Annotated in this window: 25 protein-coding genes and 1 riboswitch; of the genes, 17 read left to right on the top strand and 8 right to left on the bottom strand. The window is 66.1% G+C overall.

What is annotated here, in order from left to right:
• Positions 1-96: 96 nt before the first annotated feature.
• Together E8L99_RS21415 and E8L99_RS21410 are read right to left on the bottom strand one after the other, a co-directional pair.
• Entirely contained in the window at positions 97-564 is a 468-nt protein-coding gene (locus tag E8L99_RS21415; protein WP_137101461.1) for a YccF domain-containing protein, read from the bottom strand.
• Positions 565-697: 133 nt separating this feature from the next.
• Positions 698-1,213 (bottom strand): hypothetical protein, encoded by a 516-nt coding sequence (locus tag E8L99_RS21410; protein ID WP_137101460.1) that lies wholly within the window; start codon positions 1,211-1,213, stop codon positions 698-700.
• Positions 1,214-1,349: 136 nt separating this feature from the next.
• Between E8L99_RS21410 and E8L99_RS21405 the strand changes: the two genes are divergently transcribed.
• The 9 genes from E8L99_RS21405 (at position 1,350) to E8L99_RS21365 (ending at position 10,062) form a co-directional block, all read left to right on the top strand.
• Complete coding sequence (locus tag E8L99_RS21405; protein WP_137101459.1) at positions 1,350-2,072, top strand: transaldolase; 723 nt, start codon at positions 1,350-1,352, stop codon at positions 2,070-2,072.
• 25 nt (positions 2,073-2,097) lie between these two features.
• A complete protein-coding gene (locus E8L99_RS21400; protein WP_137101458.1) occupies positions 2,098-2,556 on the top strand; it encodes a PaaI family thioesterase in 459 nt (152 codons plus the stop codon).
• Between the two features lie 132 nt (positions 2,557-2,688).
• Positions 2,689-4,236, top strand: coding sequence for a murein biosynthesis integral membrane protein MurJ (gene murJ / locus E8L99_RS21395; protein WP_137101457.1), 1,548 nt, complete (start codon positions 2,689-2,691; stop codon positions 4,234-4,236).
• Positions 4,237-4,603: 367 nt separating this feature from the next.
• A complete protein-coding gene (locus E8L99_RS21390) occupies positions 4,604-4,795 on the top strand; it encodes a hypothetical protein (RefSeq protein WP_137101456.1) in 192 nt (63 codons plus the stop codon).
• 156 nt (positions 4,796-4,951) lie between these two features.
• Positions 4,952-5,173, top strand: coding sequence for a hypothetical protein (locus tag E8L99_RS21385; protein ID WP_137101455.1), 222 nt, complete (start codon positions 4,952-4,954; stop codon positions 5,171-5,173).
• A gap of 115 nt (positions 5,174-5,288) precedes the next feature.
• Positions 5,289-7,607, top strand: coding sequence for a xanthine dehydrogenase family protein molybdopterin-binding subunit (locus tag E8L99_RS21380; protein ID WP_137101454.1), 2,319 nt, complete (start codon positions 5,289-5,291; stop codon positions 7,605-7,607).
• 192 nt (positions 7,608-7,799) lie between these two features.
• Positions 7,800-8,246: a c-type cytochrome gene (locus E8L99_RS21375; protein WP_252511182.1), complete on the top strand. Its 447-nt coding sequence runs from the start codon at positions 7,800-7,802 to the stop codon at positions 8,244-8,246.
• A gap of 56 nt (positions 8,247-8,302) precedes the next feature.
• A complete protein-coding gene (locus tag E8L99_RS21370) occupies positions 8,303-9,010 on the top strand; it encodes a cytochrome b/b6 domain-containing protein (protein WP_137101453.1) in 708 nt (235 codons plus the stop codon).
• Between the two features lie 92 nt (positions 9,011-9,102).
• Entirely contained in the window at positions 9,103-10,062 is a 960-nt protein-coding gene (locus tag E8L99_RS21365) for a DMT family transporter (RefSeq protein ID WP_137101452.1), read from the top strand.
• Positions 10,063-10,066: 4 nt separating this feature from the next.
• Here the strand turns inward: E8L99_RS21365 and E8L99_RS21360 are convergent, their stop codons facing one another.
• The gene (locus tag E8L99_RS21360) at positions 10,067-10,303 is read right to left on the bottom strand and encodes an Lrp/AsnC ligand binding domain-containing protein (protein ID WP_137101451.1); all 237 of its coding nucleotides are present in this window, start codon (positions 10,301-10,303) and stop codon (positions 10,067-10,069) included.
• Positions 10,304-10,484: 181 nt separating this feature from the next.
• Positions 10,485-10,594: riboswitch (TPP riboswitch) on the top strand.
• Between the two features lie 20 nt (positions 10,595-10,614).
• Here E8L99_RS21360 and thiM point away from each other — a divergent pair.
• The 5 genes from thiM (at position 10,615) to E8L99_RS21335 (ending at position 15,757) form a co-directional block, all read left to right on the top strand.
• Positions 10,615-11,367 carry a hydroxyethylthiazole kinase gene (gene thiM / locus E8L99_RS21355; protein WP_137101450.1) on the top strand — a complete coding sequence of 251 codons (753 nt, stop codon included), beginning with the start codon at positions 10,615-10,617 and terminating at the stop codon, positions 11,365-11,367.
• 47 nt (positions 11,368-11,414) lie between these two features.
• The gene (gene thiD, locus E8L99_RS21350) at positions 11,415-12,212 is read left to right on the top strand and encodes a bifunctional hydroxymethylpyrimidine kinase/phosphomethylpyrimidine kinase (protein WP_137101449.1); all 798 of its coding nucleotides are present in this window, start codon (positions 11,415-11,417) and stop codon (positions 12,210-12,212) included.
• 4 nt (positions 12,213-12,216) lie between these two features.
• Positions 12,217-13,290 carry a TRAP transporter substrate-binding protein gene (locus E8L99_RS21345; RefSeq protein ID WP_168201782.1) on the top strand — a complete coding sequence of 358 codons (1,074 nt, stop codon included), beginning with the start codon at positions 12,217-12,219 and terminating at the stop codon, positions 13,288-13,290.
• Between the two features lie 96 nt (positions 13,291-13,386).
• The gene (locus E8L99_RS21340; RefSeq protein WP_137101447.1) at positions 13,387-14,001 is read left to right on the top strand and encodes a helix-turn-helix domain-containing protein; all 615 of its coding nucleotides are present in this window, start codon (positions 13,387-13,389) and stop codon (positions 13,999-14,001) included.
• 190 nt (positions 14,002-14,191) lie between these two features.
• Positions 14,192-15,757: an AMP-binding protein gene (locus E8L99_RS21335; protein ID WP_137101446.1), complete on the top strand. Its 1,566-nt coding sequence runs from the start codon at positions 14,192-14,194 to the stop codon at positions 15,755-15,757.
• A 405-nt stretch (positions 15,758-16,162) separates the two neighbouring features.
• Here E8L99_RS21335 and E8L99_RS21330 read toward each other — a convergent pair whose 3' ends face one another.
• Both E8L99_RS21330 and E8L99_RS21325 read right to left on the bottom strand, forming a co-directional pair.
• The gene (locus tag E8L99_RS21330) at positions 16,163-17,008 is read right to left on the bottom strand and encodes a fumarylacetoacetate hydrolase family protein (RefSeq protein WP_137101445.1); all 846 of its coding nucleotides are present in this window, start codon (positions 17,006-17,008) and stop codon (positions 16,163-16,165) included.
• Between the two features lie 125 nt (positions 17,009-17,133).
• Positions 17,134-18,321, bottom strand: a complete 1,188-nt coding sequence (locus E8L99_RS21325) for an MGDG synthase family glycosyltransferase (protein WP_168201781.1) — start codon at positions 18,319-18,321, stop codon at positions 17,134-17,136.
• A gap of 153 nt (positions 18,322-18,474) precedes the next feature.
• On the opposite strand from E8L99_RS21325, the gene E8L99_RS21320 reads away from it, so the two are divergent.
• Positions 18,475-19,449, top strand: coding sequence for a threonine ammonia-lyase (locus E8L99_RS21320; RefSeq protein WP_137101443.1), 975 nt, complete (start codon positions 18,475-18,477; stop codon positions 19,447-19,449).
• 101 nt (positions 19,450-19,550) lie between these two features.
• Here E8L99_RS21320 and E8L99_RS21315 read toward each other — a convergent pair whose 3' ends face one another.
• Positions 19,551-20,564 carry a protein phosphatase CheZ gene (locus E8L99_RS21315; RefSeq protein WP_137101442.1) on the bottom strand — a complete coding sequence of 338 codons (1,014 nt, stop codon included), beginning with the start codon at positions 20,562-20,564 and terminating at the stop codon, positions 19,551-19,553.
• 76 nt (positions 20,565-20,640) lie between these two features.
• Here E8L99_RS21315 and E8L99_RS21310 point away from each other — a divergent pair, with 76 nt between their 5' ends.
• Positions 20,641-21,828 carry an MFS transporter gene (locus tag E8L99_RS21310; protein WP_168201780.1) on the top strand — a complete coding sequence of 396 codons (1,188 nt, stop codon included), beginning with the start codon at positions 20,641-20,643 and terminating at the stop codon, positions 21,826-21,828.
• Here E8L99_RS21310 and dgcA read toward each other — a convergent pair.
• Positions 21,798-22,781, bottom strand: coding sequence for an N-acetyl-D-Glu racemase DgcA (gene dgcA / locus E8L99_RS21305; protein WP_137101440.1), 984 nt, complete (start codon positions 22,779-22,781; stop codon positions 21,798-21,800). The two genes, E8L99_RS21310 and dgcA, sit on opposite strands and share 31 nt — an antisense overlap.
• 1 nt (position 22,782) lies before the next feature.
• Entirely contained in the window at positions 22,783-23,838 is a 1,056-nt protein-coding gene (gene dgcN / locus E8L99_RS21300) for an N-acetyltransferase DgcN (RefSeq protein ID WP_137101439.1), read from the bottom strand.
• A 125-nt stretch (positions 23,839-23,963) separates the two neighbouring features.
• On the opposite strand from dgcN, the gene E8L99_RS21295 reads away from it, so the two are divergent.
• The gene (locus E8L99_RS21295; protein ID WP_252511181.1) at positions 23,964-25,118 is read left to right on the top strand and encodes an MlaE family ABC transporter permease; all 1,155 of its coding nucleotides are present in this window, start codon (positions 23,964-23,966) and stop codon (positions 25,116-25,118) included.
• Positions 25,119-25,120 lie beyond the last annotated feature (2 nt).

Here is a 25,120-nt window from a genome sequence, read left to right as displayed (position 1 = left end):
GCGCGGCGATTGAATCGCCGCCAGCGGGGCGCGACCTATAGCGTTTCGCGCGCCATCAGCCAAATCGGCCGAGATCACATGACGTGACCGGGCATGTCAGCGCTGGCGGATGCCGGCGAGCGCGGCATAGGCATTCTGGTCACGGGCGAGCCTAGCGACGTCCACCGAGACGATGCGCTGTCCCAGCGGAAAGACCGAGGCGGCCGCAAGCTTCAGATGTGCCCAGCCGAAGGGGATGCCGATGATCGAGATGAAGCAGGCAAGCGCCGACGTGACGTGGATGACCAGCAGGATCCAGCCGAACACGACGAACCAGATCACATTGCCGATGAAGCGGAACACGCCCGCAGCCCCGGCCGGCTGGCCGGTCAGTTCGCTCTTCGAGATCATGTCGCGGCCGAAGGGGAAGAACGTGTAGGTGCCGATGCGAAAGCAGGCCCGCGCCCAGGGCAGGCCGATGATGGTGATCGCCGCGACGATGCCGGCGAGATACCAGGCGAGGCCGGCGATGACGCCGCCGAGCACGAACCACAGCACATTGCCGATGAAACGAAGCACACCCATGGATAGTCCCGATCCCAATGTCTGCGGCCAACGTTGGCCCAGGTCGACCTTAGATAGGGATCATCAAGCCCCTGCGCAGCTTGGGCGAAACGATTTTTGGGCGGGGCCATGGTCGCGAATGGGCAGACAGTCCTCAGGCGGGCGGGTTCCCCTTGCTGGACGCGAAGCGGGCGATGGCGGCCTCGATCTGCGTGCTGTCGACATCGAAATGGTTGATGCCGAGCGTGACTTCGGTGGTGCCGCCGATCGTCTGTATCCCGCACTCCCAGGCGTTGCCGCGGGGGCCGTATGGCGATGCACTCGGGATGGTCACGACCAGCATTTGCACGCCTTTATAGGTCGTGGTCACCCTGGCGCTGGTGATGGCCGCCCATGGCAGCCTGTGGACGAAATGGTCGGGCATGACCATGCCGTCTGCGTCGATGATGAGCTGGGGGCCGGGGGCGTTCTGGATTCGTCGCTGCTCGGCATAGAGGACAGCCACGATGACGGCAAAGGCGACCATGGCGATGATCAGGTCCCGCGGTTCGGCGGCCCACGCGGTGTAGATCAACGCCAGGACGAGGATCGCGACGAAGACATAGGCCCCTTGCTCGTAGCGCTTGCGGTCGAACCGCGCGACGAGCGGGGCATCGGGGGGCTCAGGCATGGCGTCTCCAGCATGGGGAGGCTGTGCTGCCAGTGATCATGTTGCCGTACGGGAGAGCGGGCAAGGCGAATCGCTGGTTGGACACCTGGTGCTGTCGGTCTTAAACACGACGGGAACGATATTCGGGAGACGACGCATGCCGGCACTCGCCGACCTCAAGATCAAGCTCTACACCGACGGCGCCGAGAAGGCTTCCATCCTGGAAATGGTGGCAAAGCCGTGGATCCAGGGCTTCACCACCAATCCGTCGCTGCTGAAGAAGGCCGGCGTCACCGATTACGCGGCCTATGCCCGCGACCTCGTGGAGGCCGTGCCCAACCATCACATCTCGTTCGAGGTGATCTCGGATGATCTCGCCGAGATGGAGCGCCAGGCCCGCCTGATCGCCAACTGGGGCAAGAATGTCTATGTGAAGCTGCCGGTGACCAATTCGAAGGGCGAGCCGCTCTACGACATGATCCACAAGCTCTCCCGCGAGGGGGTGAAGATCAATTTCACCGCGCTCTATACCGAGGCGCAGGTGAAGACTTCCGTCGATGCCCTGAAGGGCGGTGCGCCGTCGATCATTTCGGTCTTTGCCGGACGGCTCGGTGATGCCGGCCACGACTACATGCCGGTGATGACCTATTCCGTCGGCCTTGCCCGCGGCACCGACACGATCGAGGTGATCTGGGCCTCCACCCGCGAGGCGTGGAACGTGTTCGAAGCCGACCGGATCGGCTGCCACATCATCACGGCGCCGGCCGATATCCTCAAGAAGCTCGAAGGCCTCGGCAAGGCGCCGGAGGAGATCTCGCTCGATACGGTCAAGGGCTTCGTCGCCGACGCCAAGGCTGCCGGCCTGACGCTGCCGGTCTGAGGCAGCGGATGAGCAGGCAGGCGACATGACGACGGAGGCCGGCTTCAACCGCTTCGGCGATGGCGAGGGCTTCATCGGCCTCGCCGGGCCCTATTTCTGGCGCGAGGACGGCGAGAATGCCGTGGAATACGGCTTCCGCAGCGAGCTGCGCCATGGCAATCCCAACGGCGTGCTGCATGGCGGCTCTGTCTCGACCTTCGTCGACACGGTGATCGGCTGCGAGGTGATGCGGCTCACCGGGCGGCGCTGCGCCACCATCAACCTCAACCTGCAATTCGTCGCCGGCGCCCGTGCGGGCGACTGGGTGTCGGCGCGCGTGACGGTGAAGAAGCTGACCCGCGCGCTCGCCTTCATCGACGGCGAGGTGATGGCCGGCGATCAGCTGATCATGCTGGCGTCCGCGGTGTTCCGGGTGTTTCCGGCCGAGGACAAGGTGTTCCAGTTTCCTGGTGGGCCGCAATTCGCCGGCACGCTCCCGTCCTGAGGCAGGGACGGCTCGCCGCGAGCCGAATCGATTGCTGTCGTCTAAGTCTTGGTTTCGTCCGAAACACGGGCTAGCAGTCTCCGCGCGCCGTCGCGCGCAGCGCCATCGCCTTCATCGAGGATCCGGCCGGCCGTGATCAGGAACATCTTCTCGGTCTCGGCGCTGACGCTGATCAGCCGGATGGTCGGCTTCATCCGTGACCTGATGCTGGCGAATGTGCTGGGCGCCGGCATCATTTCCGATGCCTTCAACGTCGCCTTCCGCATTCCCAACCATTTCCGCGCGATCTTCGCCGAGGGCGCGTTCAATGCCGCCTTCGTGCCGGCCTTCGCCAAGGTGGCGGCCAAGCGGGGTCAGGACGCGGCACTGGTTTTCGCCGACCGGATCTTCGCCTATCTCCTGCTGGCGCAGCTGGTGCTGCTGGGGCTCGCGCTTGTCTTCATGCCCTTCGTGGTCAACCTGCTGGCGCCGGGCTTTGGCGGATCGGGACCGCGCTTCCAGCTGGCGGTCGAGCTCACCCGCATCACCTTTCCCTATCTCGCCTTCGTCTCGCTGGTGGTGCTGATCGGTGGCGTGCTGAACGCGGTCGGGCGCTTTGCGGCGGCGGCCGCCACCGCCATCCTGCTCAACATGGCGACGATCCTGACGCTGCTGGCGGCCGGTTCTTTCCCGACCGCCGGCCACGCGGCCGCCTGGGGCGTGCTGATCTCAGGCCTGCTGCAATTCCTGCTCGTGGCCGGCGATGCGTTGCGCGCCAATGTGATGCTGGAGTTCCGCCTGCCGAAGATCACGCCGGAGGTGAAGCAGTTCTGGCGCACCTTCGTGCCGGCGGCGGCTGGCTCGTCCGGCAGCCAGATCGCGGTGTTCGCCGACACGATCATCGCGAGCTACCTGGTGGCCGGCTCGATCACCTGGCTCTATTTCGCCGATCGGATGAACCAGCTGCCGATCGGCGTCATCGCGGTGGCGGTCGGCACCGTGCTGCTCTCCGAGATGAGCCGACGGATCGCGGCCGGCGACGAGGCGGGCGCGCGCTACGCCCAGCTCAGGGCGATCGAACTGACACTGGTGTTCACGCTGCCGGCGGTTGCCGCCTTCATGATCCTGCCGGGCACGCTGATGAAGTCCCTGTTCATGCATGGCGCCTTCACGGCGGATGATGCGCGGCAGGCAGCGGCGGCGCTGGCGGCTTATGCGTTCGGCCTGACGGCGCTGGTGCTGCTGCGCTCTTTCACCGTCACCTTCAATGCGCGCGGCGATACGAAGACGCCTGTTATCGCGATGTTTGCCGCGATCATCGTCAATGTCGGACTGAAATTCGCGCTGGTCGGGCCGCTCGGCCATGTCGGGCTGGCCATGGCAACCGGCGTCGGCGCCTGGATCAATATTGGCCTGCTCGGCTGGTTTGCCAAACGGCGCGGGCTGATGGGGCTGGACGAGCGCGCCAACCGGGTGCTGCCACGGCTTGCCATCGCGTTCGGAGCCCTGGTGGTCGTGTTGTTTGCCGCATCCTACGGCCTTGGCCTGGTGATCACGGGCGAGAGTGCCAATGCCGAGCGGCTGAAGCTGGTGATCCTCATGGCGCTCGGCGGCGTCACCTATGGCGGCGCGCTGATCGCCTTGTTCGGGCGGGAGTTCCTTCCCGAACTGAAGCGGTTGCGGCGGGGCGTGCAGGGGTAGGGGAGCGGTCCTGCGGCGCTGAGCGTCGAAGGCGGGGCTTGACGCTGGCGCGATCTTCACCTCGCCCCGTTGGGGAGAGGTCGACCGAGGTGTTAGCCGAGGGCGGGTGAGGGGCCTTGGACCTCACCGGTGACAGCTCTCCCCCTCACCCGGACGCTTGTAGCGCCCGGCCTCTCTCCGTCGGGGAGAGGCGAGAGCGCGCCCAACCGCCTTGGCCGGACCACGCCCCTACCGCAGCTCGCCTGGCACGATGGATCCCGCTCCGCTTGACGCGACCGGTCCCGCGTTGAACCTTCCAGATCGCGCGCACGACCCATGACGCGGAGGTCGTGTGCCTCCCTGATTCAACCCGGTTTCAAGGTGCCCGATGTTCAGCCTGCTCGAACTGATCTTCAACGCGCTCATGGAGATTCCGATCGTGGCCTGCGCCGTGCTCGGTGTTTTCGCCGCTGCGGTCGCCGGCACATTCTTCGGTGCATGGGGCGCCGTTCCCGCAGGCATCGGCGGTTTTGTCCTCAGCTATGGGCTCTATCGCAGCATTGGGCGCCGCAAGGCGTGATGCGGGTGTGCCAGCTGTTGCCGCCGTTCAGCTTGGCTTCATGTGACGGCTGAGACAGTCCCCTGATATCGCCGCCCTCATGAACCTTTGCCGTTGCCGACACGACAGAGAAACAGGGAGCGGCAACAAGTCCGGTCCAGACCGATGGAGCGAGCCATGACCGACGCGATCGACCTTCTCTTCTGCGAAGTCCGGACCGTTGCTGCCCTGGGCGTGGTTGCCGCCGCCGCACTGGCCGTTGCCTGGTTCGTGGCCCCGGTGATCGGCATCCTCGCCTTCGCGATCGGCTTCTTCGCGCTTGCCGGCATCTCGATCAGCCGCTGTGCCCGCCGGTACGAGTCGGCTCGCGTCGCCCACCACCAGCCGGCCCGCATCTGACGGTCCGAAAGGTCGCCGGGTTTTTCCCTGTGCATTGCGCGCCTGCGCTGCAGCGCACTTGCGACAAGACTGGAAGCGTTCCATCCTTCGGGGCTAAACCCCGGAGCATTAATTCATGACGCCGATGAAGTTCGGAATGGGTCAGGCCCTGACCCGTGTTGAGGACGCACCTCTGATCAAAGGCGAGGGACGCTTCGTCTCGGACCTCGTGCCGGAAGGCGCCCTGGTCGGCTATGTGCTGCGTTCGCCCTATGCCTTTGCCGATTTCACCATCAAGGACGTCTCGGCCGCCCGCGCCATGAAGGGCGTGAAGGCGATCTTCACCCATGCCGACCTCGAAGGCGTCGGCCTGCTGCCCTGCCTCAGCCAGGTGCCGACCAAGGACGACAAGCCGATCGTCACCCCGCCCTGGGAAGTGCTCTGCTCCAAGACCGTGCGCCATGTCGGCGACGGCGTTGCCTTCATCGTGGCCGATACGCTTGAGCGGGCCCGCGATGCGGCCGAAGCCATCGAGATCGACTACACCCCGCGCGACCCCGCCATCGATGCGGTCGATGCCCTGAAGCCCGGCGCGCCGCTGGTCTGGCCCGACATTGCCGGCAATCTCGCAGGCGAAGTGGTGCTCGGCGACAAGGACGCGACCGAAAAAGCCTTCGCCAAGGCCGCGCGCACGGTGGAACTGACCATCGTCAACAACCGCCTGATCACCAATTACATGGAGACCCGCGGCTGCCTCGTCGAATATGACGCGAAGGCCAAGAGCTACACGCTGACCATGGGCAGCCAGGGCTCGCACGGCATCCAGAACACGCTGGCGACCAAGATCTTCACCAACATCCCCAAGGAGAAGATCCGCGTCATCACCCCGGATGTCGGCGGTGGCTTCGGCACCAAGACCTTCATGTTCCGCGAATATCCGCTGTGCATGGTGGCGGCGCAGAAGCTGAAGAAGCCGGTGGCCTGGGTGCAGGACCGCTCGGACCATTTCATGAATTGCAGCCAGGGCCGCGACAATGTCTCGACCGCGATTGCGGCGATCGACAAGCGCGGCAAGGTACTGGCAGTCAAGGTCAACACGATCGCCGACATGGGCGCCTATCTGTCGCAATATGCGACCTTCATCCCCTATGTCGGCGCACTCATGCTGGCGGGCGTCTACGCGATCCCTGCCATGTATGTGCACCTGAAATATGCCTATACGAACACGATTCCCGTCGACGCCTATCGTGGCGCGGGTCGCCCGGAGGCCGCCTATCTGATCGAGCGGCTGATGGACAAGATCGCGCTTGATATCGGGTCGACGCCGGCGGAAGTCCGCCGCCGCAACTTCATCAAGCCCGACCAGTTCCCGTGGAAGACGCCGGTCGGCCGCACTTATGATTCCGGCGAGTTCGACGGCCACATGACCCGCGCCATGGAAGTGGCGAAGTGGGACACGATCAAGGACCGGGTGAAGGCCGCCAAGAAGCTCGGCAAGGTGCGCGGCATCGGCATGGCGACCTATATCGAGGCCTGCGGTGGCGGTGCGCCGGAAAATGCCTGGCTCAACCTCGAGACCGACGGCACCGTGACCCTGAAGATCGGCACACAGTCGAACGGGCAGGGCCACAAGACCGCCTATGCTCAGGTTGCCTCGCAATATCTCGATATCCCGATCGAGCGGATCAACGTGATCCAGGGCGATACCGCGCTGGTGCCGAGCGGCACCGGCACGGGCGGCTCGCGCTCGCTGCCTGTCGGTGGCGCTGCCGTCGATGTCGGCGCCCGCGCGCTGGTCGACATCATCAAGGACCTTGCCGCCGCCGAGATGGAAGTCGGCGTCGGTGACGTCGAGGTGGTCGGTGGTCAGGTGAGGGTGGTCGGTACCGACAAGTCGATCAGCTACGAGAAGGTCGCGAGCCTTCCCGGCGCGAGCGACAAGCTTCATGCCCATGGCACGTGGCGTCCGCCGGAGCCGACCTTCCCGAATGGCACCCATATCGCCGAAGTGGAGATCGATCCGGACACCGGGGCGACCGAGATCGTCGCCTATACGGTGGTCGACGATTTCGGCGTGACCATCAATCCGACTCTGCTCGCCGGCCAGGTTCATGGCGGCATCGTGCAGGGCATCGGCCAGGCGCTGCTGGAGCGCACGGTCTATGACAAGGAAACGGGCCAGCTGATCACCGCCTCGTTCATGGACTACGCCATGCCGCGCGCTGACCACGTCCCGAACTTCCATTTCGAGACCCGCAACGTGCCCTGCGTGACCAATCTGCTCGGCATCAAGGGCGCGGGCGAAGCCGGCACGATCGGGGCCTGCCCGTCGATCATGAACGCGATGGTGGATGCGCTGAACCGCGCCTATGGCATCACCCATATCGACATGCCGGCGACGCCTGCTCTCGTCTGGCAGACGATCCAGGATGCCAAGGCGGCCAAGGCCGCCTGATCGAGCGACACCAATTTGCACCGGCGCAAGTGGTCGCTTGCGTCGGTGCAAATACTGAGGCCGTCTCACGCAGCCGTGATCGCCGGGCTGCGACAATCGACCTCGTGATCCGATTTGAGGTGTTCCAATCTACGCCTTCCCCATGGTCAATTCGCGCATGGCCGGACTGGCCGAAACACCAAGGGACACCTGATGAAACGCCTGACGCTTGCGATCCTCTCCGCCGCCGCGCTGACTGTGGCCGGGGCCGGCAGTCTGATCGCTCAGAACAATCCGATTGCCCAGCGCCAGACCCTGCTGAAGGAATTTGGTGCCGTGTCGCGCGAGCCCGGCCAGATGCTGCGCCGCGAGGCCGCCTTCGACCTCGCCAAGGTCAAGACCGCGCTGGAGACCTATTCGCGCCACGCCAAGGTGCTGCCGATCCTGTTCCCGGCCGGTTCGTTCACCGGCGAGACGGCGGCCCTGCCGAAGATCGACGAGAGCCGCGCCGATTTCGTCGCGACCTTCGGCCGTCTCGACCAGGCTGCGACCGCGGCCCTCGCCTCGATCACTGACGAGGCGACGTTCCGCGCCAATATGGGCAATGTGCTGCGCGTCTGCGGCCAGTGCCACGACACCTATCGCCGCCCCCGGACCTGACGGGGGCTCTCGGCCGGCCGGATGGATCATCCGGCCGGTTTCTCGCAGGAGCAGCCATGACATCGCAGACGCTTTCGGGGCCTGACCGGGTCCGTGCCTGGGACCTTCCGACCCGCCTGTTCAAATGGTCGCTGGTCCTCCTGGTGATCATGGCACCGCTCGCCAAGAATTTCGGCGATGTGACGCTGGCCTGGCACAAGATGAACGGCTACGCGATCCTCACCCTGCTGCTCTGGCGCATCATGTGGGGCTTTTCCGGCTCCACCACCGCGCGGTTCTCGACGTTCCTCGCCTGGCCCTGGACCGCATTCGGCTATGGTCTCGACGTGCTGCGGGGCCGGCCGCGCCGTTTCCTCGGCCACAATCCGCTGGGCGGCTCGATGGTCCTGCTGCTGCTGGTCTTCATCGGCCTTCAGGGGCTCGCCGGGCTGTTCGTCAGCGACGACATCATCGTCGAGGGGCCGCTCTATGCCTATGGCTCGCCGGCCCTGAGGCGCGCTGCGCAGGCGTTCCATCATGCAGCCTTTCCGATGATGCTCGGCTTGATCGCCATCCATGTGCTCGCCAATCTCGCCTATACGTTCCTCAAGAAGGAGCCGCTGATCCAGGCGATGGTGACGGGCGACAAGCCTGCGGCTGCCTATGAGGATGCGGCAGCGACCGAGGGCGGCTCGCCAGTGCTGGCGCTGGCCCTGTTGGCGCTCAGCATCGTGGTGGTCTGGGGTGGGCTCTATTGGGCCGCGGGCCTGTCGGCCTTCCGCTGACACCGGCTTTCAGGCCTCCACCGCAAAGAAAAGCCTCCTCATTTTTGCATGGATGTGTTTGAAGGGATTCCGCTCACGATCGGCCCCCGCCCATGCCAGTCCTGTCCCGTGCGCTTACGGGAATCCTGCTGAAGCTCTGCTCGACGGTATGCTTCACCTGCATGTCGACGCTGGCGCGCATCGCGGGCCGCGAGGCGCCCGTGGGCGAGGTGGTGTTCTGCCGGTCGTTTTTCGCCCTGATTCCGCTGTTTGTGATGCTCGCCTTCCGCCGCGAGATCATGGATGCGTTCCGCGCCACCTCCTATATCGGCCATATCAAGCGCGGCGTGCTCGGCTCCACCGGCATGTTCTGCGGCTTCGTGGCGCTCACCCTGCTGCCACTCGCTGATTCGACCGCCATCGGCTATGCGGCGCCGCTGATGGTGGTGCCACTGGCGGCGATCTTCCTCGGCGAGAAGGTCAGGGTCTATCGCTGGACGGCGGTTGGCATCGGCTTTGTCGGCGTGGTTGTCATCCTCTGGCCGCATCTCGACCTGCACGCGCTGGCCAGTGCCTCCGATGCCCAGTCGATCGGCGCGATGTTCTCGCTCGCCAGCGCGGTCATGGCGGCGTTCTCGACGATCCAGGTGCGCCGTCTGGTGGCGATCGAGACGACCGCCTCGATCGTCTTTTACTTCATGGTGCTCTGCGCGGTGCTGGCGCTCGTGACCTGGCCGCTTGGCTACTACGTGCCGATCATGGGCCGCTGGATGGTGCCGGGGCCGCAGCTCGCCTTCATCCTGGTCATGGTCGGCGTGTTCGGCGGGCTTGGCCAGATCTTCCTGACCATGAGCTACCGCCATGCCGACACGTCGCTGATCGCGCCCTTCGAGTATTTCTCGATGATCTGGGCGATCATCATGGGCTATTTCGTCTTTTCCGACCTGCCCAGCGCCTATGTGCTGACGGGTGGCGCCATTGTCGTGGCCTCGGGCATTTTCGTCATCTGGCGCGAGCAGAAGCTGGGCCTGGAGCGCGCCCGCCAGCGCAAGGTCTCGACCCCGCAGGGGTGAGGGCTCAAAACGCCTTGAACGTGATGATCGTGTGGGTGTCCTGGATGCCCGGGATGATCTGCACCTTCTCGTTGACGAAATGGCCGATATCGGTGCCGGCCTCGACATAGAACTTCACGAGAAGGTCGAAATGGCCGGCGGTCGAATAGATTTCGGACGCGATCTCGCGGTCGGCGATGTCCGAGGCGACCTGATAGGCCTTGCCGAGGTGGCATTTGATCTGGACGAAGAACGGGATCATGGGGCGCCTCTTTCTCTCAGGCGCCAGATTCCACGACGGCAGGGGGCTGCGCAAGGTGCTGGGCTTGCGATCCCGCGCGCAGGAGATGCCGCCATGCGGCAGCGCGACCCGGCTGCGCGCTGGCCGTATGGCCCAGGTTGAAGCGCTTGCATGGTGCCGGGGCTTGTCCTACCACTTGGCTCCTGTCTCGTCGGGGTGCCTCAATCTGGGGCTGAGAGATCGGGTTTCCCGGTCAACCCGTCGTACCTGAACCGGGTCATGCCGGCGGAGGAAACCGAGATGTCTGTCCCCACCTGCCGCGGGGGCCTGTAATGGCCGCCGCAAGCCTCGCCTGGAGTGCCGCCGCCCTGATCGACAAGATCAGGAAGCGTCATCCGCGTATCCACTGCCTGACCAATGGCGTGGCACAGGCCTTCACGGCCAATGCGCTGCTGGCGCTCGGCGCGCAGCCGTCGATGACCAATTCGGTCGAAGAGGTCGAGGCCTTCGTGGAGGGCGCCGACGCGTTGCTGGTCAATCTCGGCACGCTCGACGAGCCCGGACGCCAGGCGATGCGGCTGGCGATCGGGGTCGCCAACCGGCGCGGAATTCCCTGGGTCCTGGATCCGGTCTTCGTCGAGCGCTCGTCAGGCCGCTCGACCTTCGCGCACGAACTCATTGCCCATGGCCCCAAGGTCATCCGCGGCAACGAGGTCGAAATCGCGCATCTGAGCCAAGGCCAGGCCATCGACGGTTTCGCGCGGGCGCTTGGGGCCATCGTCGCCGCCACCGGCACCACAGATCGCCTGGTGGATGGCAACAGGGCTATCGGCATCCCCAACGGCCACCCGCTGATGGGGCGTGTCACGGCCATGGGCTGCGCCAATGCGGCGTTGATCGCTGCCCTCCTGACGGTCGCCGATGATCCGTTCGAGGGCTGTGCTGCGGCCATGCTGGCGGCCGGTGTCGCCGGCGAGATCGCCGCCGAGCATTCAAGCGGACCCGGCACCTTTGCCTCTGCCTATCTCGATGCACTCCACGGCCTTGATTCGGGCAAGCTCGCGACACGCGCACGCGTCATCTGACGGTTGCCGGCGGTCCGGCCGGCACGTTTCCCAGGAGAATTCCCATCATGACGGCGATCGCCGTGACCATTGCAGGGTCTGATTCCAGCGGCGGGGCCGGCATTCAGGCCGACCTGAAGACCTTTTCTGCGCTTGGCGTCTATGGCGCGAGCGTCATCACGGCGTTGACCGCGCAGAATACGGTTGGCGTTCAGGGCATTCATGACGTGCCCGCCGGCTTCGTCGCGCTGCAGATGGACTCGGTCTTTTCCGACCTGACGGTCAACGCGGTGAAGATCGGCATGCTCTCCAAGGTTCCCGTGATCGAGCAGGTGGCCGCAGGCCTCGACCGCCATGGCATGACGCACGTCGTGCTGGATCCGGTGATGGTGGCGGCCTCCGGCGGCAAGCTGCTCGATGCCGATGCGGTCGATGCGCTGGCGGGGCTGTTGTTTCCCCGCGCATTGCTGGTGACGCCGAACCTTCCCGAGGCAGCCGTGCTGCTCGATCGCGCGATTGCCGAGGACGAGACCGAGATGGAGCGCCAGGGCGCGGCTCTCATCGAACGCGGCGCGAAGGCCGTGCTGATGAAGGGCGGTCATGGCACAGGCGAGATGGCGGTGGACCTGCTGGTCACCCCTGAAGGCACGGTGCGGCTGTCCGCGCCCCGCATCCCCGGCGCCAACAATCACGGCACCGGCTGCACGCTGTCGTCGGCGATTGCCGCCGGCCTCGCCAAGGGCTTCCCGCTCGACCAATCGGTCGAGGAGGCCAAGGATTACGTCACCAAGGCCATCGTCGCGGCAGATCGCCTCAGGATCGGCCACGGCCATGGTCCCACCCATCACTTTCACGCATTCTGGTAGTTCCATGCCCCCGATGAACCGCCGCTCCACCCTTGCCGCCGCCGCTGCCGGCCTGATCGCCGCTCCCTCCGTCGCGCGGGCGCAGACGCCATTGCGCTGGCGGATGGCCACCTCTTGGCCGAAGACCTTGCCGGGACCGGCCTTTTCGGCCCAGCGCATCGCCGATCGGATCAAGCTGGTGACCGGCGGGCAGATCGAGGTGCAGGTGTTTTCGGCCGGAGAGATCGTACCGGCCTTCTCGGTGCAGGAGGCGGTCGGCAATGCGACGATCGAACTGGGGCACACCGCGTCGTTCTTCGGCGTCGGCAAGGAGCCGGGACTGGCCTATTTCACCTCGGTGCCGTTTGGCCTGACACCAACCGAGCACATGTCGTGGATCCTGCAGGGTGGCGGCCAGGAGCTGTGGGACGAGGTCTCGCAGCGCTTCGGGTACAAGTCGCTGATGGGCGGCAATACCGGCGTCTCGATGGGTGGCTGGTTCCGCCGCGAAATCAACTCGGCCGAGGACGTGAAGGGCCTGAAGATCCGCATGGTCGGGCTCGGCGCCGAACTGTTCCAGCGGCTGGGGGCCACCGCGCTCGCCGTGCCGCCCGGCGACATCTATCCGGCACTGGAGCGTGGCGCGATCGATGCCGCCGAATTCACCTCGCCGGGCTCGGACATCCAGCTGGGTCTGTGGAAGGTCGCGCCGTTCTATTACGCGCCGGGCTTCAACAAGCCGAATGGCGCGAGCGAGTTGGTGATCAACCGCGTGCTGTGGGACGGGCTCTCCGCCAACCTCAAGGCCGCGATCCAGGCGGCCTGCGAGGCGGAGGTTACCATCGCGCTCGCCGAGATCGAGCGGCTGAACACCGAGGCGCTGGCGACCATGATCGGCGCCAACGGCGTCAAGCTGCGCGGTTTCCCGGCGGATCTGTTGCTCAGCGCTCGCCGGCAGGCGACCGAACTTGCCAAGGATGTCGGCACGCGCTCAGCCTCCGCGAAGAAGATCGGCGACAGCTATGCCGCCTTCCAGGGACGCATTGCGCCGTGGACGCGCGCCTCGCAGCACGCTTTCCTGGCGGCCCGCGAGATCTGAGCGGGGGGCCTCGGCGGGTGGTTTGCTTGCGCCCTGCCGCGGTGCGGAATAGTGTCTGTTTCAACGAACGATCGTTCGGAACAACGACCGAGTGCCATGGCAGACCGCGACCCGAAGAAGATTGAGATGGACGCCGGAGCGCATGTCCTGTCGGGAAATCTCGGCAAGACCGTGCAGCGCCTGCGCAAGGCCTACAATCTCTCGCTGTCGGAATTGTCGGAGCAGTCGGGCGTCGCCAAGTCGATCATCAGCCAGATCGAGCGCAACGAGACCAACCCGACGCTCGCCACCATCTGGCGGCTTTCGCAGGCCCTCGACGTGTCGATCGAGCGCGTGCTGGCGACCGCCACGGAAGAGCCGTTCATCGACAAGATGAGCCGGGGCGACACGCCGCTTCTGGTCTCCGCCGACGGCAAATGCCGGCTGTCGATCATCGGCTGGATCAAGACGGTGGAATGGCTGCAATGGTATGATTTCCAGTGCGACCCCGGCGGGGTTCTGGAGAGCGATGGCCATCAGCGCGGTTCGGTGGAGAGCCTGTCGGTTCTGTCCGGCGAGTTTCAGGTCGAGGTCGGTGACCGGGTCGAGACCGCCAAGGCCGGCGAGAGCCTGCGCTATCGCTGCGACGGCCGCCACGTGATCCGCAATGTCGGGCCCGAGCCGGCCCATGCCACGATGGTGTGCATCCTGAAAGCCGCGGTGATGGATTGAGCCAATTGCCGAGTCGCATCAGCGACTTCGGCCGAGCTCTCCAAGCTTCGATTCCACGTGAGACCTGGGCGCGCCTGCCGTTCGGCAGATGGCGCGGTGCTTGAAAGGCGCTCGCCATGGCGCCTGCCCCATGCACAATTTCCCCGACATGACGGCTCCGCCAGAGGGCCGCAGACTTGGGGAAAGCATCATGGACAGCCTCCACCAGGGCGGAACGGCCGGCAGCCTGATCATTGGAGCGGTGATCCGCCACGGCGAACGGCCGGCCATTGGCGATGGCACCATCACCTGGACCTATTCGCAACTCGGCGAGGCTATCGGCCGCTATATCGCGGTGTTCAAGGGCATGGGGCTTGCGCGCGGCCATGCGCTGTCGATCCTGGCCGGCAACCGGGCGGAATCCTGGGCCGCCATGTGCGCCGGTCTGATCATGGGCATGCGCTACACGCCGCTCCACCCTTTGGCGGCGGAGGACGACCAGGCCTTCATCGTCGAGGATGCCGAGATCGACCTCCTGATCGTCGAGGGCGCCAAGTTCGGCCCGCGCGGGCAGGCGATCCGCGCCCGCGTGCCGGGGCTGAAGCATGTCGCCTCGTTCGGCCCGATGGACGGCGTGCCGGATATCCTGGTGGCGGCCGCAGCCGCGGCACCGGCGCCGCTGATCGACGAGAGCCGGTCGGAGGATATCGGTTGGCTCGCCTATACCGGCGGCACGACCGGCCGCTCCAAGGGCGTGATGCTGCCGCATCGGGTGGTGGTGACCATGACCATGCTGCTCTATGGCGAATGGGACTGGCCGGCCGATATCCGCTACCTCGCGGCGACCCCGATCAGCCATGCCGCCGGCGTCACGATCTATCCGGTCATGTATCGCGGCGGCTATGTGCGCCTCGCGCAGGGTTTCGAGGCCGAGGCCTGGTGCCGGATCGTCGCGGAGGAAAAGATCAATGCGACCTTCCTCGTGCCGACGCTGATCTATGCGCTGATGGACCAGGCTGGGCTTCGCGCCCGCTTCGACCTCTCGTCGCTCGACATGATCGTCTATGGCGCCGCGCCGATGTCGCCCGACCGGCTGCGCGAGGCGATCGGGATATTCGGCCCGGTCTTCGTCCAGCTCTATGGCCAGACCGAAGCGCCGCAATGCATCACGACCATGCGCAAGATCGATCATGATCTGACAAAGCCCGAGCGGCTCGGCTCCTGCGGGCGGCCGAGTGCGATGGTGGATGTCAGGCTGTTCGATGCCGAGATGAACGAAGTGGGCGTCGGCGAGCCCGGCGAGATCTGCGTGCGCGGGCCGCTGGTCATGGCCGGCTACTGGAAGCGGCCGGACGCCAATGCCGAGACGCTGCGCGGCGGCTGGCTCCATACCGGCGACGTCGCGGTGCGTGATGCCGAGGGCTATCTCTATATCGTCGACCGGACCAAGGACATGATCATCTCCGGCGGCTTCAACATCTATCCCCGCGAGGTGGAGGACGCGCTGATGGCGCATCCATCCGTCGCGTCCGCCGCGGTGATCGGGATCCCTGACGAGAAATGGGGCGAAGCTGTCACCGCCTTCGTGGTGCTGAAGCCCGGCGCCAATGCGGGGGCGGCGGAATTGCAGGCCCATGTGAAGGAACGACGCGGTGCGCCCTGGTCGCCGAAGACGGTCAATTTCGTCGACGCGATCCCGGTGACCGGGCTTGGCAAGGTGGACCGGAAGGTGCTGCGCGCGCCCTATTGGGAGGGGCGGACGAGGGGCGTTGCGTGAATGGCGGATCGCTTCGCTGGTCCCAGAGTCAGACGGCTGGCCGAAGCCGCTAGCCACGCCGTCACCCCCGGCGACCGAGGCCTTTGGCCGAGGGAGGGAAGGGGGTCCAGGGGCCGTGTGTCCGGGTCTCGCAGCGGCCGCTGCCGATGATGCAGGCCTTGGTGGCTCCTGGATCCCCTTCCCTCGCTTCGCTCGCCGGGGATGACGTCTGTGCAGACGGGGCGGGTCCGGGACAACGACCAGCCTGCGCTGAATGTCGCTCTCGTTGCTCTTGTCAGTAGCCGCAATCTGATTCCGCTGGCCGGTCCATCCCATTGAAAAACCCCGGCTTTCACCGGGGTTCCTCATGTTCTGATTCAGATTCGGAGTGGCCGTTTCAGCTCACGTTCCGATTCAGGTCTCGCCTCACTTCCAGGCGATGACCTTCTGCTTCTGCACGCCGAGGCCATCGATGCCGAGCGCCATCGTGTCGCCGGCCTTGAGGAATTTCGGCGGCTTCATGCCGAGGCCAACGCCGGGCGGGGTGCCCGTGGTGATGACGTCGCCGGGCTCCAGGACCATGAATTCCGAGATGTAGGAGACGATGGTCTTCACGTCGAAGATCATGGTCTTGGTCGAGCCGGTTTGCATGCGCACGCCGTTGACGTCGAGCCACATGCCGAGCTTCTGCACGTCGGCGATCTCGTCGGTGGTGACGAGCCAGGGGCCGAGCGGACCGAAGGTCTCGCAGCCCTTGCCCTTCATCCACTGTCCCCCGCGCTCGATCTGGTAGGCGCGCTCGGAGACGTCGTTGCAGATGCAGAAGCCGGCGACCACCGACAGGGCATCCTTCTTGGTGACGTAGCGGCAGCGCTCGCCGATGACGATGGCAAGCTCGACCTCCCAGTCGGTCTTCACCGACTTCTTCGGCAGCATGACGTCGTCGTCGGGGCCCTGGATGCAGGAGGGCGCCTTGTTGAACAGGATCGGTTCGGAGGGGATCGGCGCGCCGGTCTCGGCGGCATGGTCGGCATAGTTGAGGCCGACCGCGATGAAATTGCCGACGCCACCGACGCAGGAGCCGATGCGCGCGCGGCTGGAAACCACCGGCAGCTTCTTCCAGTTCGCCTTGGCGATCTTGGCGAGGCCCTTCTTGGTCAGGGCGGCGCCCGCAATATCAGGGACGACATCCGACAGATCGCGGATCTTCCCCTGGGGGTCGATCAGTCCGGGCTTTTCCTTGCCCTTGGGTCCAAAGCGCACGAGTTTCACGACCGGCCTCCCATCTTTTTTGGCGTCGTTGCGACGGGATTGTGACCGGCAATTCAATCGTTTCGCAAGGGCCTTGCCGCATCCGGCCCATGCTTTCCGCTGGTATTCCGGGATGTTGCGTAGGCTTACGCGTCCTGGTTGGCGAGGATGGAGGCGACGATGGCATGGGTCGCCTGTTCGCGACCGAGAGCCTTGGCGGCGCCGGCCATGGCGGCCAGTTCCAGGCGCCCGGGGCCGAGCAGGGTGGCGACACGGGCCGCAAGCCTGGCCGGGGCAGGTTCGAACAGGCCCGCGCCCGCCTTCACGACATGGTCGACATTGGCGGCTTCCTGGCCGGGAATGAAACCATAGATCGCCATGGGCAGCGCCCGGATGGAAGCTTCCGCGATGGTGCCGGGGCCTGCCTTGGTGATCAGGATGTCGCTTGCCTGCATCAGGTCCGACATGCGGTCGACATAGCCGAGCGCGGTGATCGGCACGCGGGCGGGGAGGGCCTCGATACGGCGCTTCAGCGTCTCGTTCTTGGCGGTGACCGCAACGATCTGGGCGTCAGAGCCGGCTGCCGCGAGGCTTGTCCCAAGCTCGGAGACGATGGCCTCGATGGGGCCGATGCCGCCGCCGCCGCCGACCACCAGCGCCACCGGTCTTTCGGGATCGAGGCCGAAGCTCGTCCGTGCCGCGCTTCGCTCCGCCGGGGCTTGCGAGAACTCGGCGCGCACCGGCAGGCCGTGAATATGCAGGCGATCGCGCGGCAGACCGCGGGCAAGCGCGCCGGCAACAGCCTGTTCGGTCGGCAGATAGACCGCGCTGTTCTTCGGATGGAGCCATGAGGGATGGATGCCGCCGAGGTCGGTCACCACCGTCACATAGCGCGTCTGCGGGCGGACCTTCGCCAGCACCGGCACGAAAAGGTCGTTGACCAGGGGATGGACCGACACAACGAGATCCGGTGCGGTCTCGCTGATCAGCCGCGCGAGATGGCGGTGCGAGAGGCGGCGGATGATGGCGGAGGAATGATCCCCGAAGCGCGAGCGCGCGGAGCCATGCCACATGGCGCTCCACAGGCGGGGAAAGCGGCTGACCAGCCCGTCATAGGTGCGTGGCAGCTGGTTGAACGGGAAGCTCAGATGGTCGGACAGCATGTCGACGATGGTGACGGCGACATCGGGGCGCTGGCGGCGGAATTCGGCTTCGAGCGCCCTGGCGCTTGCCAGATGGCCGCCGCCGGTCCGGCTCATCAGGATCAGGATCCTGAGCGGCGGCCTCTCGGTGGCCGGCGCAAGCGGCTGGATGGGCAGGTCGGCTGGCGTCAATGTCCGTATCTCCGCCTCGCTGTCTAGCGTGAAGCGGCCGGCATGGCGAGGTCTGCGCGCGAGGCAAGGCGACGCGGGTCCGCCTTTGCGCAGCGGGGGTTGCGGAGCGGGGACTTCGCCCGTCATATGGCGCCAATCCCGAGGAGACTTGTCATGGCTACCCTTCCGACTGCCGCCGATGTGGCGGATGCCGCCCGGATGATCGCGTCCGTCGCCCGCCGCACGCCGCTGGTCTCGTCGCCCGAGCTCGACGCGCTGACCGGGGCGCGGGTGTTCCTGAAGGCGGAATCGCTGCAGCGCACCGGCTCGTTCAAGTTTCGCGGCGCCTATAATCGGCTTGCCCGCATTCCCGAGGATCGCAAGGCGATCGGCGTCGTCGCCATGTCGTCGGGCAATCATGCCCAGGGCGTTGCGACCGCTGCCCAGCTGCTTGGCATCCGCGCCACCATCCTGATGCCGAAGGACAGCCCGCAGCTGAAGCGCGACCGCACCGCCGCCGCCGGTGCCGAAGTGGTTCTGTTCGACCGCGAGAAGGACGACCGGGTGGCCATGGCCAATGCGCTGGCCGCCGAACGCGGTGCGATCGTCGTGCCGCCCTATGACGATTTCTACATCATGGCCGGGCAGGGCACGGCTGGCCGCGAAATCGTCGACGACCTGACGGCGCAGGGGCTCTCGCCGGATACGGTGCTGGTGTGCTGCTCGGGCGGCGGGTTGCTGGCCGGCGTCGCGCTGGCGGTGCACGAGCGCGCGCCGAAGGCCAAGGTCTATTCGGTGGAGCCTGAAGGCTTCGACGACCATGCCCGCTCCTTCGAGGCGGGCGAGCGCCTTGGCAACACCAAGCTGTCGGGTTCGCTGTGCGACGGATTGCTCGCCCAGATGCCGGGTGAACTGACCTTCGCGATCAACAAGCCGCATGTCGCGGGTGGGCTGGTCGTCTCCGAGGACGAAGTGAAGCGGGCGGTCGCTTTCGCCTTCCGCGAGCTGAAGCTGGTGGTCGAGCCCTCGGGCGCCGTGCCGCTGGCGGCGCTGCTTGCCGGCCGCATCGACGTGAAGGGCCAGGTGGTGGCCGCCGTGATTTCGGGCGGCAATGTCGATCCGGCGGTGTTTGCCAAGATGGTGGGGTGAGGGGCGGGCTCGGCTCCTTGCAGACCGAAATCAAGACGTGGAGGCCCGACACAAGGCCGGGCATGACGAATTGATGAATCTACGCGCTTCCGCGAGCCGCCTCAGCTGGTCAGCGCGACCTTCTCGACGAAGCTGAGCTTCTCGATATCCTCGATGCTCGGCAGGGTCGGCGGCGCCACGACATCCGGGCGCGCCGGGCGGGGCGAGGGGCTGAGCGGCCGGTCATCGACGCTGAGCGCCGCTGCAGCCGTTGCGCGGGCGCTGGCGGCCGCAGCCAGCGCATCGGCGGCCAAGGCTTCGTGATCAAGCCCATCGTAGGCGAGCAGGTCGGCTGCCGGATCGGCGTCGAGGTCGGCTGAGATGGCTTCGGCAGGCGTGGTGTCCGGCAGTTCGGGCACGCGGTTCTTGCCGAACAGGTCGTCGTCGAGCATCAGGTCGACATCGCCCTGTTCGAGCCCTTCGCCCGGACGGGCCGGACCGTTGAGCAGCGAGGGCTCGCTGGCCTTGACCGGCGGCGGCGGCGCCGATTCCAGCCCGCCTTCGCCCCAGATCGCCATCATTGAGTCGATGCGCTCCTCGAGAAAGCGCAGGACGCCGATCACCTTGCGGGTGCGCTGTCCCGTGATGTCCTGGAACGAGCAGGCCGAATAGATGTCGGTCGCCTTGGTGTCGATGAGGTCGCAGACCTCGTTCTCGGCGCCCATCTCGCGCAGCGTCCAGGCGATCTCCTGGATGGTCTCGGCAGCGCTGAGAATGTCGCCGGTGGCGGTCTCGGTCGCCTGAACGATGGCGTCGAGCTCGACGGATGCTTCCTCGAAGCGGCCCTCCTCGCCCTCGGGCTTGATCGAGGCGATCTCCGATTTGGTGCGCGAGATGGCCTGCGCCATTTCCCGGAGGTCCATCCGGACGCGGTCGAGTTGCGGCGCGGTGCGGCTGGCGCCCATGGCCTTTTCGAGCCGGTCCATCGCGGCGAGAACCGTGATCGTGTCGGCGGCGCGGTGGCGCCGGGCATATTCCGCGAGGAACCAGCGCCCGCGCGCTGTCTCCATCACTGCACCCTCGATGGAGTCAAAATCATCCGGCGCAACCGGTGCGGGCGTGGACTTGTCAGACATGTCGCTGAATGCTCTCGCGAAGGCGGACCGGAATGATATGAAAGAAAGCTCGCATGCGAATCCTCAGAAAATCTTAATGCTTTCCCCGGCGCTTGCAAAATCCAACGATTCGAAGACGTTCGCGCGGCGTCTGGCGCTGTTTTATGCCGCGCTGTTCGTTGGATTCGGCCTGCACCAGCCCTTTTTCCCGATCTGGCTGAAGGCCAAGGGCCTGGATGACGGCCAGATCGGCATCGTTCTCGCCGGCGGGTTGCTGATTCGCCTGGTCGCGACCCCGGCGGTGACCTTTCTCGCCGACAGGGGAGGGGTGCTGTCCACAGCGATCGTCATGTGCGCGAGCGCGACCATGGTGGCCTTTGTCGGGGTCGGCATTGCCGAGGGCTTCGCGATGATCCTGATCGGGGTTGTCATCACCGGCTTCGTCTGGAGCCCGATGGTGCCCTTGTCGGACGCCTATGGCCTGGCAGGTGTGGCCCGCCGTGGCCTCGATTACGGGCGGATCCGGGTCTGGGGCTCGGTCGCTTTCATGGCAACCAACGTGGCCGGTGGCGTGCTGCTGATCTTCATCGCGCCGACCCATATTGTCTGGATGATCCTCGCGAGTTTCGTGCCGCTGGTGATCGCCTCCGCCATGCTGGTGCCGGACCGCCGGGAGACGCCGCGCAGCAGCGAGGATCCCAGCTATTTCAACGCCCGCTTCGTGCTGGTGACGGCGGCCGCCGCCTTCCTGCAGTCAAGCCACGCCGTCTATTACGGCTTCGCCTCGATCCACTGGGGCAGCCTCGGCTATTCCGGCGCAACAGTCGGGCTGCTGTGGGCCATCGCAGTCCTGTCGGAGATTGCCGTGTTCTGGATCGCCGGGCGCTACACCGCGAACTGGCGGCCGACCAGCTACCTGCTGATCGGGGGCGCGGCTGGCAGCCTGCGCTGGCTGCTGATGGCCTTCGACCTGCCGCTCGCCGTCCTCTTCCCGATGCAGCTCCTCCATGCCTTCGGCTTCGGCCTGGTGCATCTCGGCACGATGGCCTATCTCGCCGCCCGTCTTCCGCCCCATGCGCGGGCGAGCGGGCAGGGCACGGTGTCGGTCGCAGCGGGATCGACGACGGCGGTCGCAACCCTGATCGCCGGCTATCTCTATGCCCGCGTCGGCGCGACAGCCTATCTCGCCATGGCGGGATTGACGATCGCGGGCGTGCTGGTGACGACCTATGCGCGGTCTCTGCCGATCCAGCCTCAGCCCCAGAGGGACGAGGTCGGCGGATAGACGGTCGAGCCGTCGTAGCGCAGGCCCTCGGGCCGGTCCTCGCGGAGCAAAAGCGGCCCGTCGAGATCGACCAGGAAGGCGCGCTGCGCGATCAGGGTCGCCGGCGCCATCGACAGCGACGTGCCGACCATGCAGCCGGTCATGATCTTGAATCCGAGCTTCTGGGCGGCATCCGCCAGCAGGAAGGCTTCCGTCAGGCCGCCGGTCTTGTCGAGCTTGATGTTGATCGCATCGTACTTGCCCACCAGATGCTCCAGCGAGCCGCGGTCGTGGACGCTTTCGTCGGCGCAGATCGGCAAGGGGCGGCGGATCCCTTTCAGCGCGCCGTCCTCGGCGGCCGGCAGGGGCTGCTCCACCATGGCAATGCCGAAGCGCTCGCAGACCGCGAGATTCGCCTCGAGATTGGCGGTCGTCCAGGCCTCGTTGGCATCGATCACCAGGGTGGCGTCAGGAACCGCGGCGCGGATGGCCGCCAGGCGATCGGCATCGCCCTCGCCGCCGAGCTTGATCTTGAGATGCGGCCGGCCACAGCTCTTGGCATTGCTCGCCATCTCGTCGGGCGCGCCGAGCGAGATCGTGTAGACCGTCGTGAGCGGCTTCGGCGACACGATGCCGGCCAGTTCCCAGGCCCGCTTGCCGGCGAGCTTCGATTCCAGGTCCCACAGCGCGCAATCGACCGCGTTGCGGGCAGCACCCGGCTTCATCGCGGCGAGCAGGCCCTGGCGATCAAGGCCATTGTCGACCTGATCGATCATCGCCTCGATATCGGCGGCGACGCCGTCGACCGTCTCGCCATAGCGGGGATAGGGCACGCATTCGCCGCGCCCGACCGCCGAACCCTGGCGGATCTCGCAGACCACCACCACCGCCTCGGTGCGAGAACCGCGCGAGATGGTGAAAGTGCCGGCGATCGGCCAGCGTTCGGTGCGCACCGTCAGATCACGGGACGGCATGTCAGCGGGCCCGGCGCGCGGTGGAGCGGGTCTTCGGCTTCGGTTCGGGCTCGCCATAGAGCTCGGCAATGGCATCGACCAGCGGTTCGACGCCGAACCGGACGGGATCGGAGGCCGGCAGCTCATATTCGCGCGACAGGCGATCGAGGCAGGAGAAGGCAGCGTCTTCCGAGAGGTGTTCGGTATTGACCGACAGGCCGACGCAGGTGATGGCCGGATTGGTCAGGCGGCCGAGCGCCGTCGTCATCTCGATCACGTCGTCGATCGAGGGGATCGGCGTGTGGACGCCGCGCATGGTGCGCCTCGTCGGCTCGTGGCAGACGATGAAGGCATCGGGCTGGGCGCCATGCAGCAGGCCAAGCGTCACGCCCGCGAAGGAGGGGTGGAACAGCGAACCCTGGCCCTCGACCACGTCCCAGTGCAGCGGGTCGGCATCGGGGGTGAGCCATTCGGCGGCGCCGGAGATGAAATCGGCGACGACAGCGTCGACCGCCACGCCCCGGCCCGAAATGAAGATGCCGGTCTGGCCGGTGGCGCGGAAATCCGCATCGAAGCCACGGTCCCGCATGCCCTTTTCCATGGCGAGCGCGGTGTACTTCTTGCCGACCGAGCAGTCGGTGCCGACCATCAGCAGGCGCTTGCCGGAGCGGAGACCGCCCTTGCCGGTCGGGAAGGTCTGGGTCGGATGGCGCACATCAAACAGCTTGGCGCCGTGCTTCTTGGCAGCGGCGGCGATCTTGGGGATATCCGAGAGCTTGGCGTGCAGGCCGGTTGCGATGTCCATGCCGGCCTCGATCGCCTCGACGATGGAATCGATCCAGTGGGGCGGCAGCACGCCGCCGGCATTGACCACGCCGACGACCAGGGTCTTCGCACCGGCCTTCACGCCCTCGGCAATGCTGGTGTCCTTCAGGCCCGTATCAGCCTTGCAGCCTTCAAGGCGCAGCTGGCCGACGCACCAGTCGCGGCGCCAGTCGACGATGCCCTGGGCGGTCTTGGCGGCGAGCTGGTCGTGAACGTCTCCCAGGAACAGGAGATAGGGCTTGGCGATGTCCATGGACGCGATTCCGGTCAATGCGAAAAGAGTGGGCGACCTCGACGGCGCCCGGCCCCTCCTTTATGGAGAGGAGAGGCGCGCGTGCCAAGCTTGCACACGCATGCGACACAATCGAAAATCGAGCCGTGACCACAGAAGCCCTTGCCCCCGCTGCAACGCTGACGAGCCGTATCGATGCGGGGCGCCTCGTCGTGGCGCTGGGCGGTGCATGGACGGCGGATACTGCCTCCGCGGCGGAAGCTGGCACGACCAAGCTCAAGGCCGAGTCCGGCACGCCGCAAGCCGTTCTGATGGATTTCTCAGACGTCACGCGCCTCGATACGCTCGGCGGCACGCTGGCCTATGGCATCGAGAAGGCCTTCGCCGACAAGGGCGTGTCGGTTGAGCGGACCGGGCTGAGCGAAGCCGCCGCCGTCATCTATGGCGAGGTGGTGACTGGCCTGTCGGCGCCGCTTGAGCCGGTCCCGCCACGCGTCCCCGTGCTCCGGATGGCGCTTGAGAAGGTGGGAACCGAGACGATTTCGGCGATCGACGACCTCAAGGCGCTGCTCGATGTGCTGGGGAAGGTGGTCGTGGCCCTCGGCAAGGTCGTCACCCTGTCCTCGCCGTTCCGGTTTGCCGCCGTGATCACCCAGCTCGATCGCATGGCCTTCCGCGCCACGCCGATCATCGCGCTGATCACGTTCCTGATCGGCGCCATCATCTGCCAGCAGGGCTTCTTCTTCTTCCGCAAGTTCGGCGCCGACACCTATGTCGTCGATCTTGTCTCGGTGCTGACGCTCCGCGAGATCGGCGTGCTGATCGTCTCCATCATGGTGGCAGGGCGAACCGGCTCTGCCTTCACCGCCGAGATCGGCTCGATGAAGATGCGCGAGGAGATCGACGCCCTGCAGGTGATGGGGCTCAATCCCATCGAGGTGCTGGTGCTGCCGCGGCTGATCGCCTTGATGATCGGCCTGCCGCTTCTGACCATCATTGGCGATCTCTCGGCGCTGGCCGGCGGCGCGGTGGTGGCGCAGGTCTATGGCGGCCTGTCGATCGAGAGCTTCCTACAGCGCTTCCAGGACGAGGTCAGCACGCGACATATCTGGATCGGACTGGCCAAGGCGCCCTTCATGGCGCTGATCATCGGGCTTGTCGCCTGCGTCGAGGGCCTGCGGGTCAAGGGATCCGCCGAGAGCCTGGGTGCCCAGACGACAGCCTCGGTGGTCAAGGCGATCTTCCTGGTGATCGTCGTCGACGGGCTCTTCGCCATCTTCTACGCGGCCATCGGGCAGTAGAA

This window comes from Phreatobacter aquaticus (assembly GCF_005160265.1).
Taxonomy (GTDB): domain Bacteria; phylum Pseudomonadota; class Alphaproteobacteria; order Rhizobiales; family Phreatobacteraceae; genus Phreatobacter; species Phreatobacter aquaticus.
The sequence above is the reverse complement of the archived record's forward strand: the minus strand, read 5'-3'. Positions and strand labels throughout refer to the sequence as shown.

Bases quoted from the DNA above. Each gene is read 5' to 3' on its own strand.
- E8L99_RS21405 (WP_137101459.1), top strand. From the start codon at position 1,350: ATGCCGGCACTCGCCGACCTCAAGATCAAGCTCTACACCGACGGCGCC.
- E8L99_RS21345 (WP_168201782.1), top strand. From the start codon at position 12,217: ATGCCCCCGATGAACCGCCGCTCCACCCTTGCCGCCGCCGCTGCCGGC.
- thiM (WP_137101450.1), top strand. From the start codon at position 10,615: ATGGCCGCCGCAAGCCTCGCCTGGAGTGCCGCCGCCCTGATCGACAAG.
- dgcA (WP_137101440.1), bottom strand. From the start codon at position 22,781: ATGCCGTCCCGTGATCTGACGGTGCGCACCGAACGCTGGCCGATCGCC.
- E8L99_RS21365 (WP_137101452.1), top strand. From the start codon at position 9,103: ATGCCAGTCCTGTCCCGTGCGCTTACGGGAATCCTGCTGAAGCTCTGC.
- E8L99_RS21315 (WP_137101442.1), bottom strand. From the start codon at position 20,564: ATGTCTGACAAGTCCACGCCCGCACCGGTTGCGCCGGATGATTTTGAC.
- E8L99_RS21410 (WP_137101460.1), bottom strand. From the start codon at position 1,213: ATGCCTGAGCCCCCCGATGCCCCGCTCGTCGCGCGGTTCGACCGCAAG.
- E8L99_RS21320 (WP_137101443.1), top strand. From the start codon at position 18,475: ATGGCTACCCTTCCGACTGCCGCCGATGTGGCGGATGCCGCCCGGATG.
- thiD (WP_137101449.1), top strand. From the start codon at position 11,415: ATGACGGCGATCGCCGTGACCATTGCAGGGTCTGATTCCAGCGGCGGG.
- E8L99_RS21360 (WP_137101451.1), bottom strand. From the start codon at position 10,303: ATGATCCCGTTCTTCGTCCAGATCAAATGCCACCTCGGCAAGGCCTAT.
- E8L99_RS21390 (WP_137101456.1), top strand. From the start codon at position 4,604: ATGTTCAGCCTGCTCGAACTGATCTTCAACGCGCTCATGGAGATTCCG.
- E8L99_RS21375 (WP_252511182.1), top strand. From the start codon at position 7,800: ATGAAACGCCTGACGCTTGCGATCCTCTCCGCCGCCGCGCTGACTGTG.
- dgcN (WP_137101439.1), bottom strand. From the start codon at position 23,838: ATGGACATCGCCAAGCCCTATCTCCTGTTCCTGGGAGACGTTCACGAC.
- E8L99_RS21340 (WP_137101447.1), top strand. From the start codon at position 13,387: ATGGCAGACCGCGACCCGAAGAAGATTGAGATGGACGCCGGAGCGCAT.
- E8L99_RS21385 (WP_137101455.1), top strand. From the start codon at position 4,952: ATGACCGACGCGATCGACCTTCTCTTCTGCGAAGTCCGGACCGTTGCT.
- E8L99_RS21310 (WP_168201780.1), top strand. From the start codon at position 20,641: ATGCTTTCCCCGGCGCTTGCAAAATCCAACGATTCGAAGACGTTCGCG.
- E8L99_RS21380 (WP_137101454.1), top strand. From the start codon at position 5,289: ATGACGCCGATGAAGTTCGGAATGGGTCAGGCCCTGACCCGTGTTGAG.
- E8L99_RS21400 (WP_137101458.1), top strand. From the start codon at position 2,098: ATGACGACGGAGGCCGGCTTCAACCGCTTCGGCGATGGCGAGGGCTTC.
- E8L99_RS21415 (WP_137101461.1), bottom strand. From the start codon at position 564: ATGGGTGTGCTTCGTTTCATCGGCAATGTGCTGTGGTTCGTGCTCGGC.
- E8L99_RS21335 (WP_137101446.1), top strand. From the start codon at position 14,192: ATGGACAGCCTCCACCAGGGCGGAACGGCCGGCAGCCTGATCATTGGA.
- E8L99_RS21370 (WP_137101453.1), top strand. From the start codon at position 8,303: ATGACATCGCAGACGCTTTCGGGGCCTGACCGGGTCCGTGCCTGGGAC.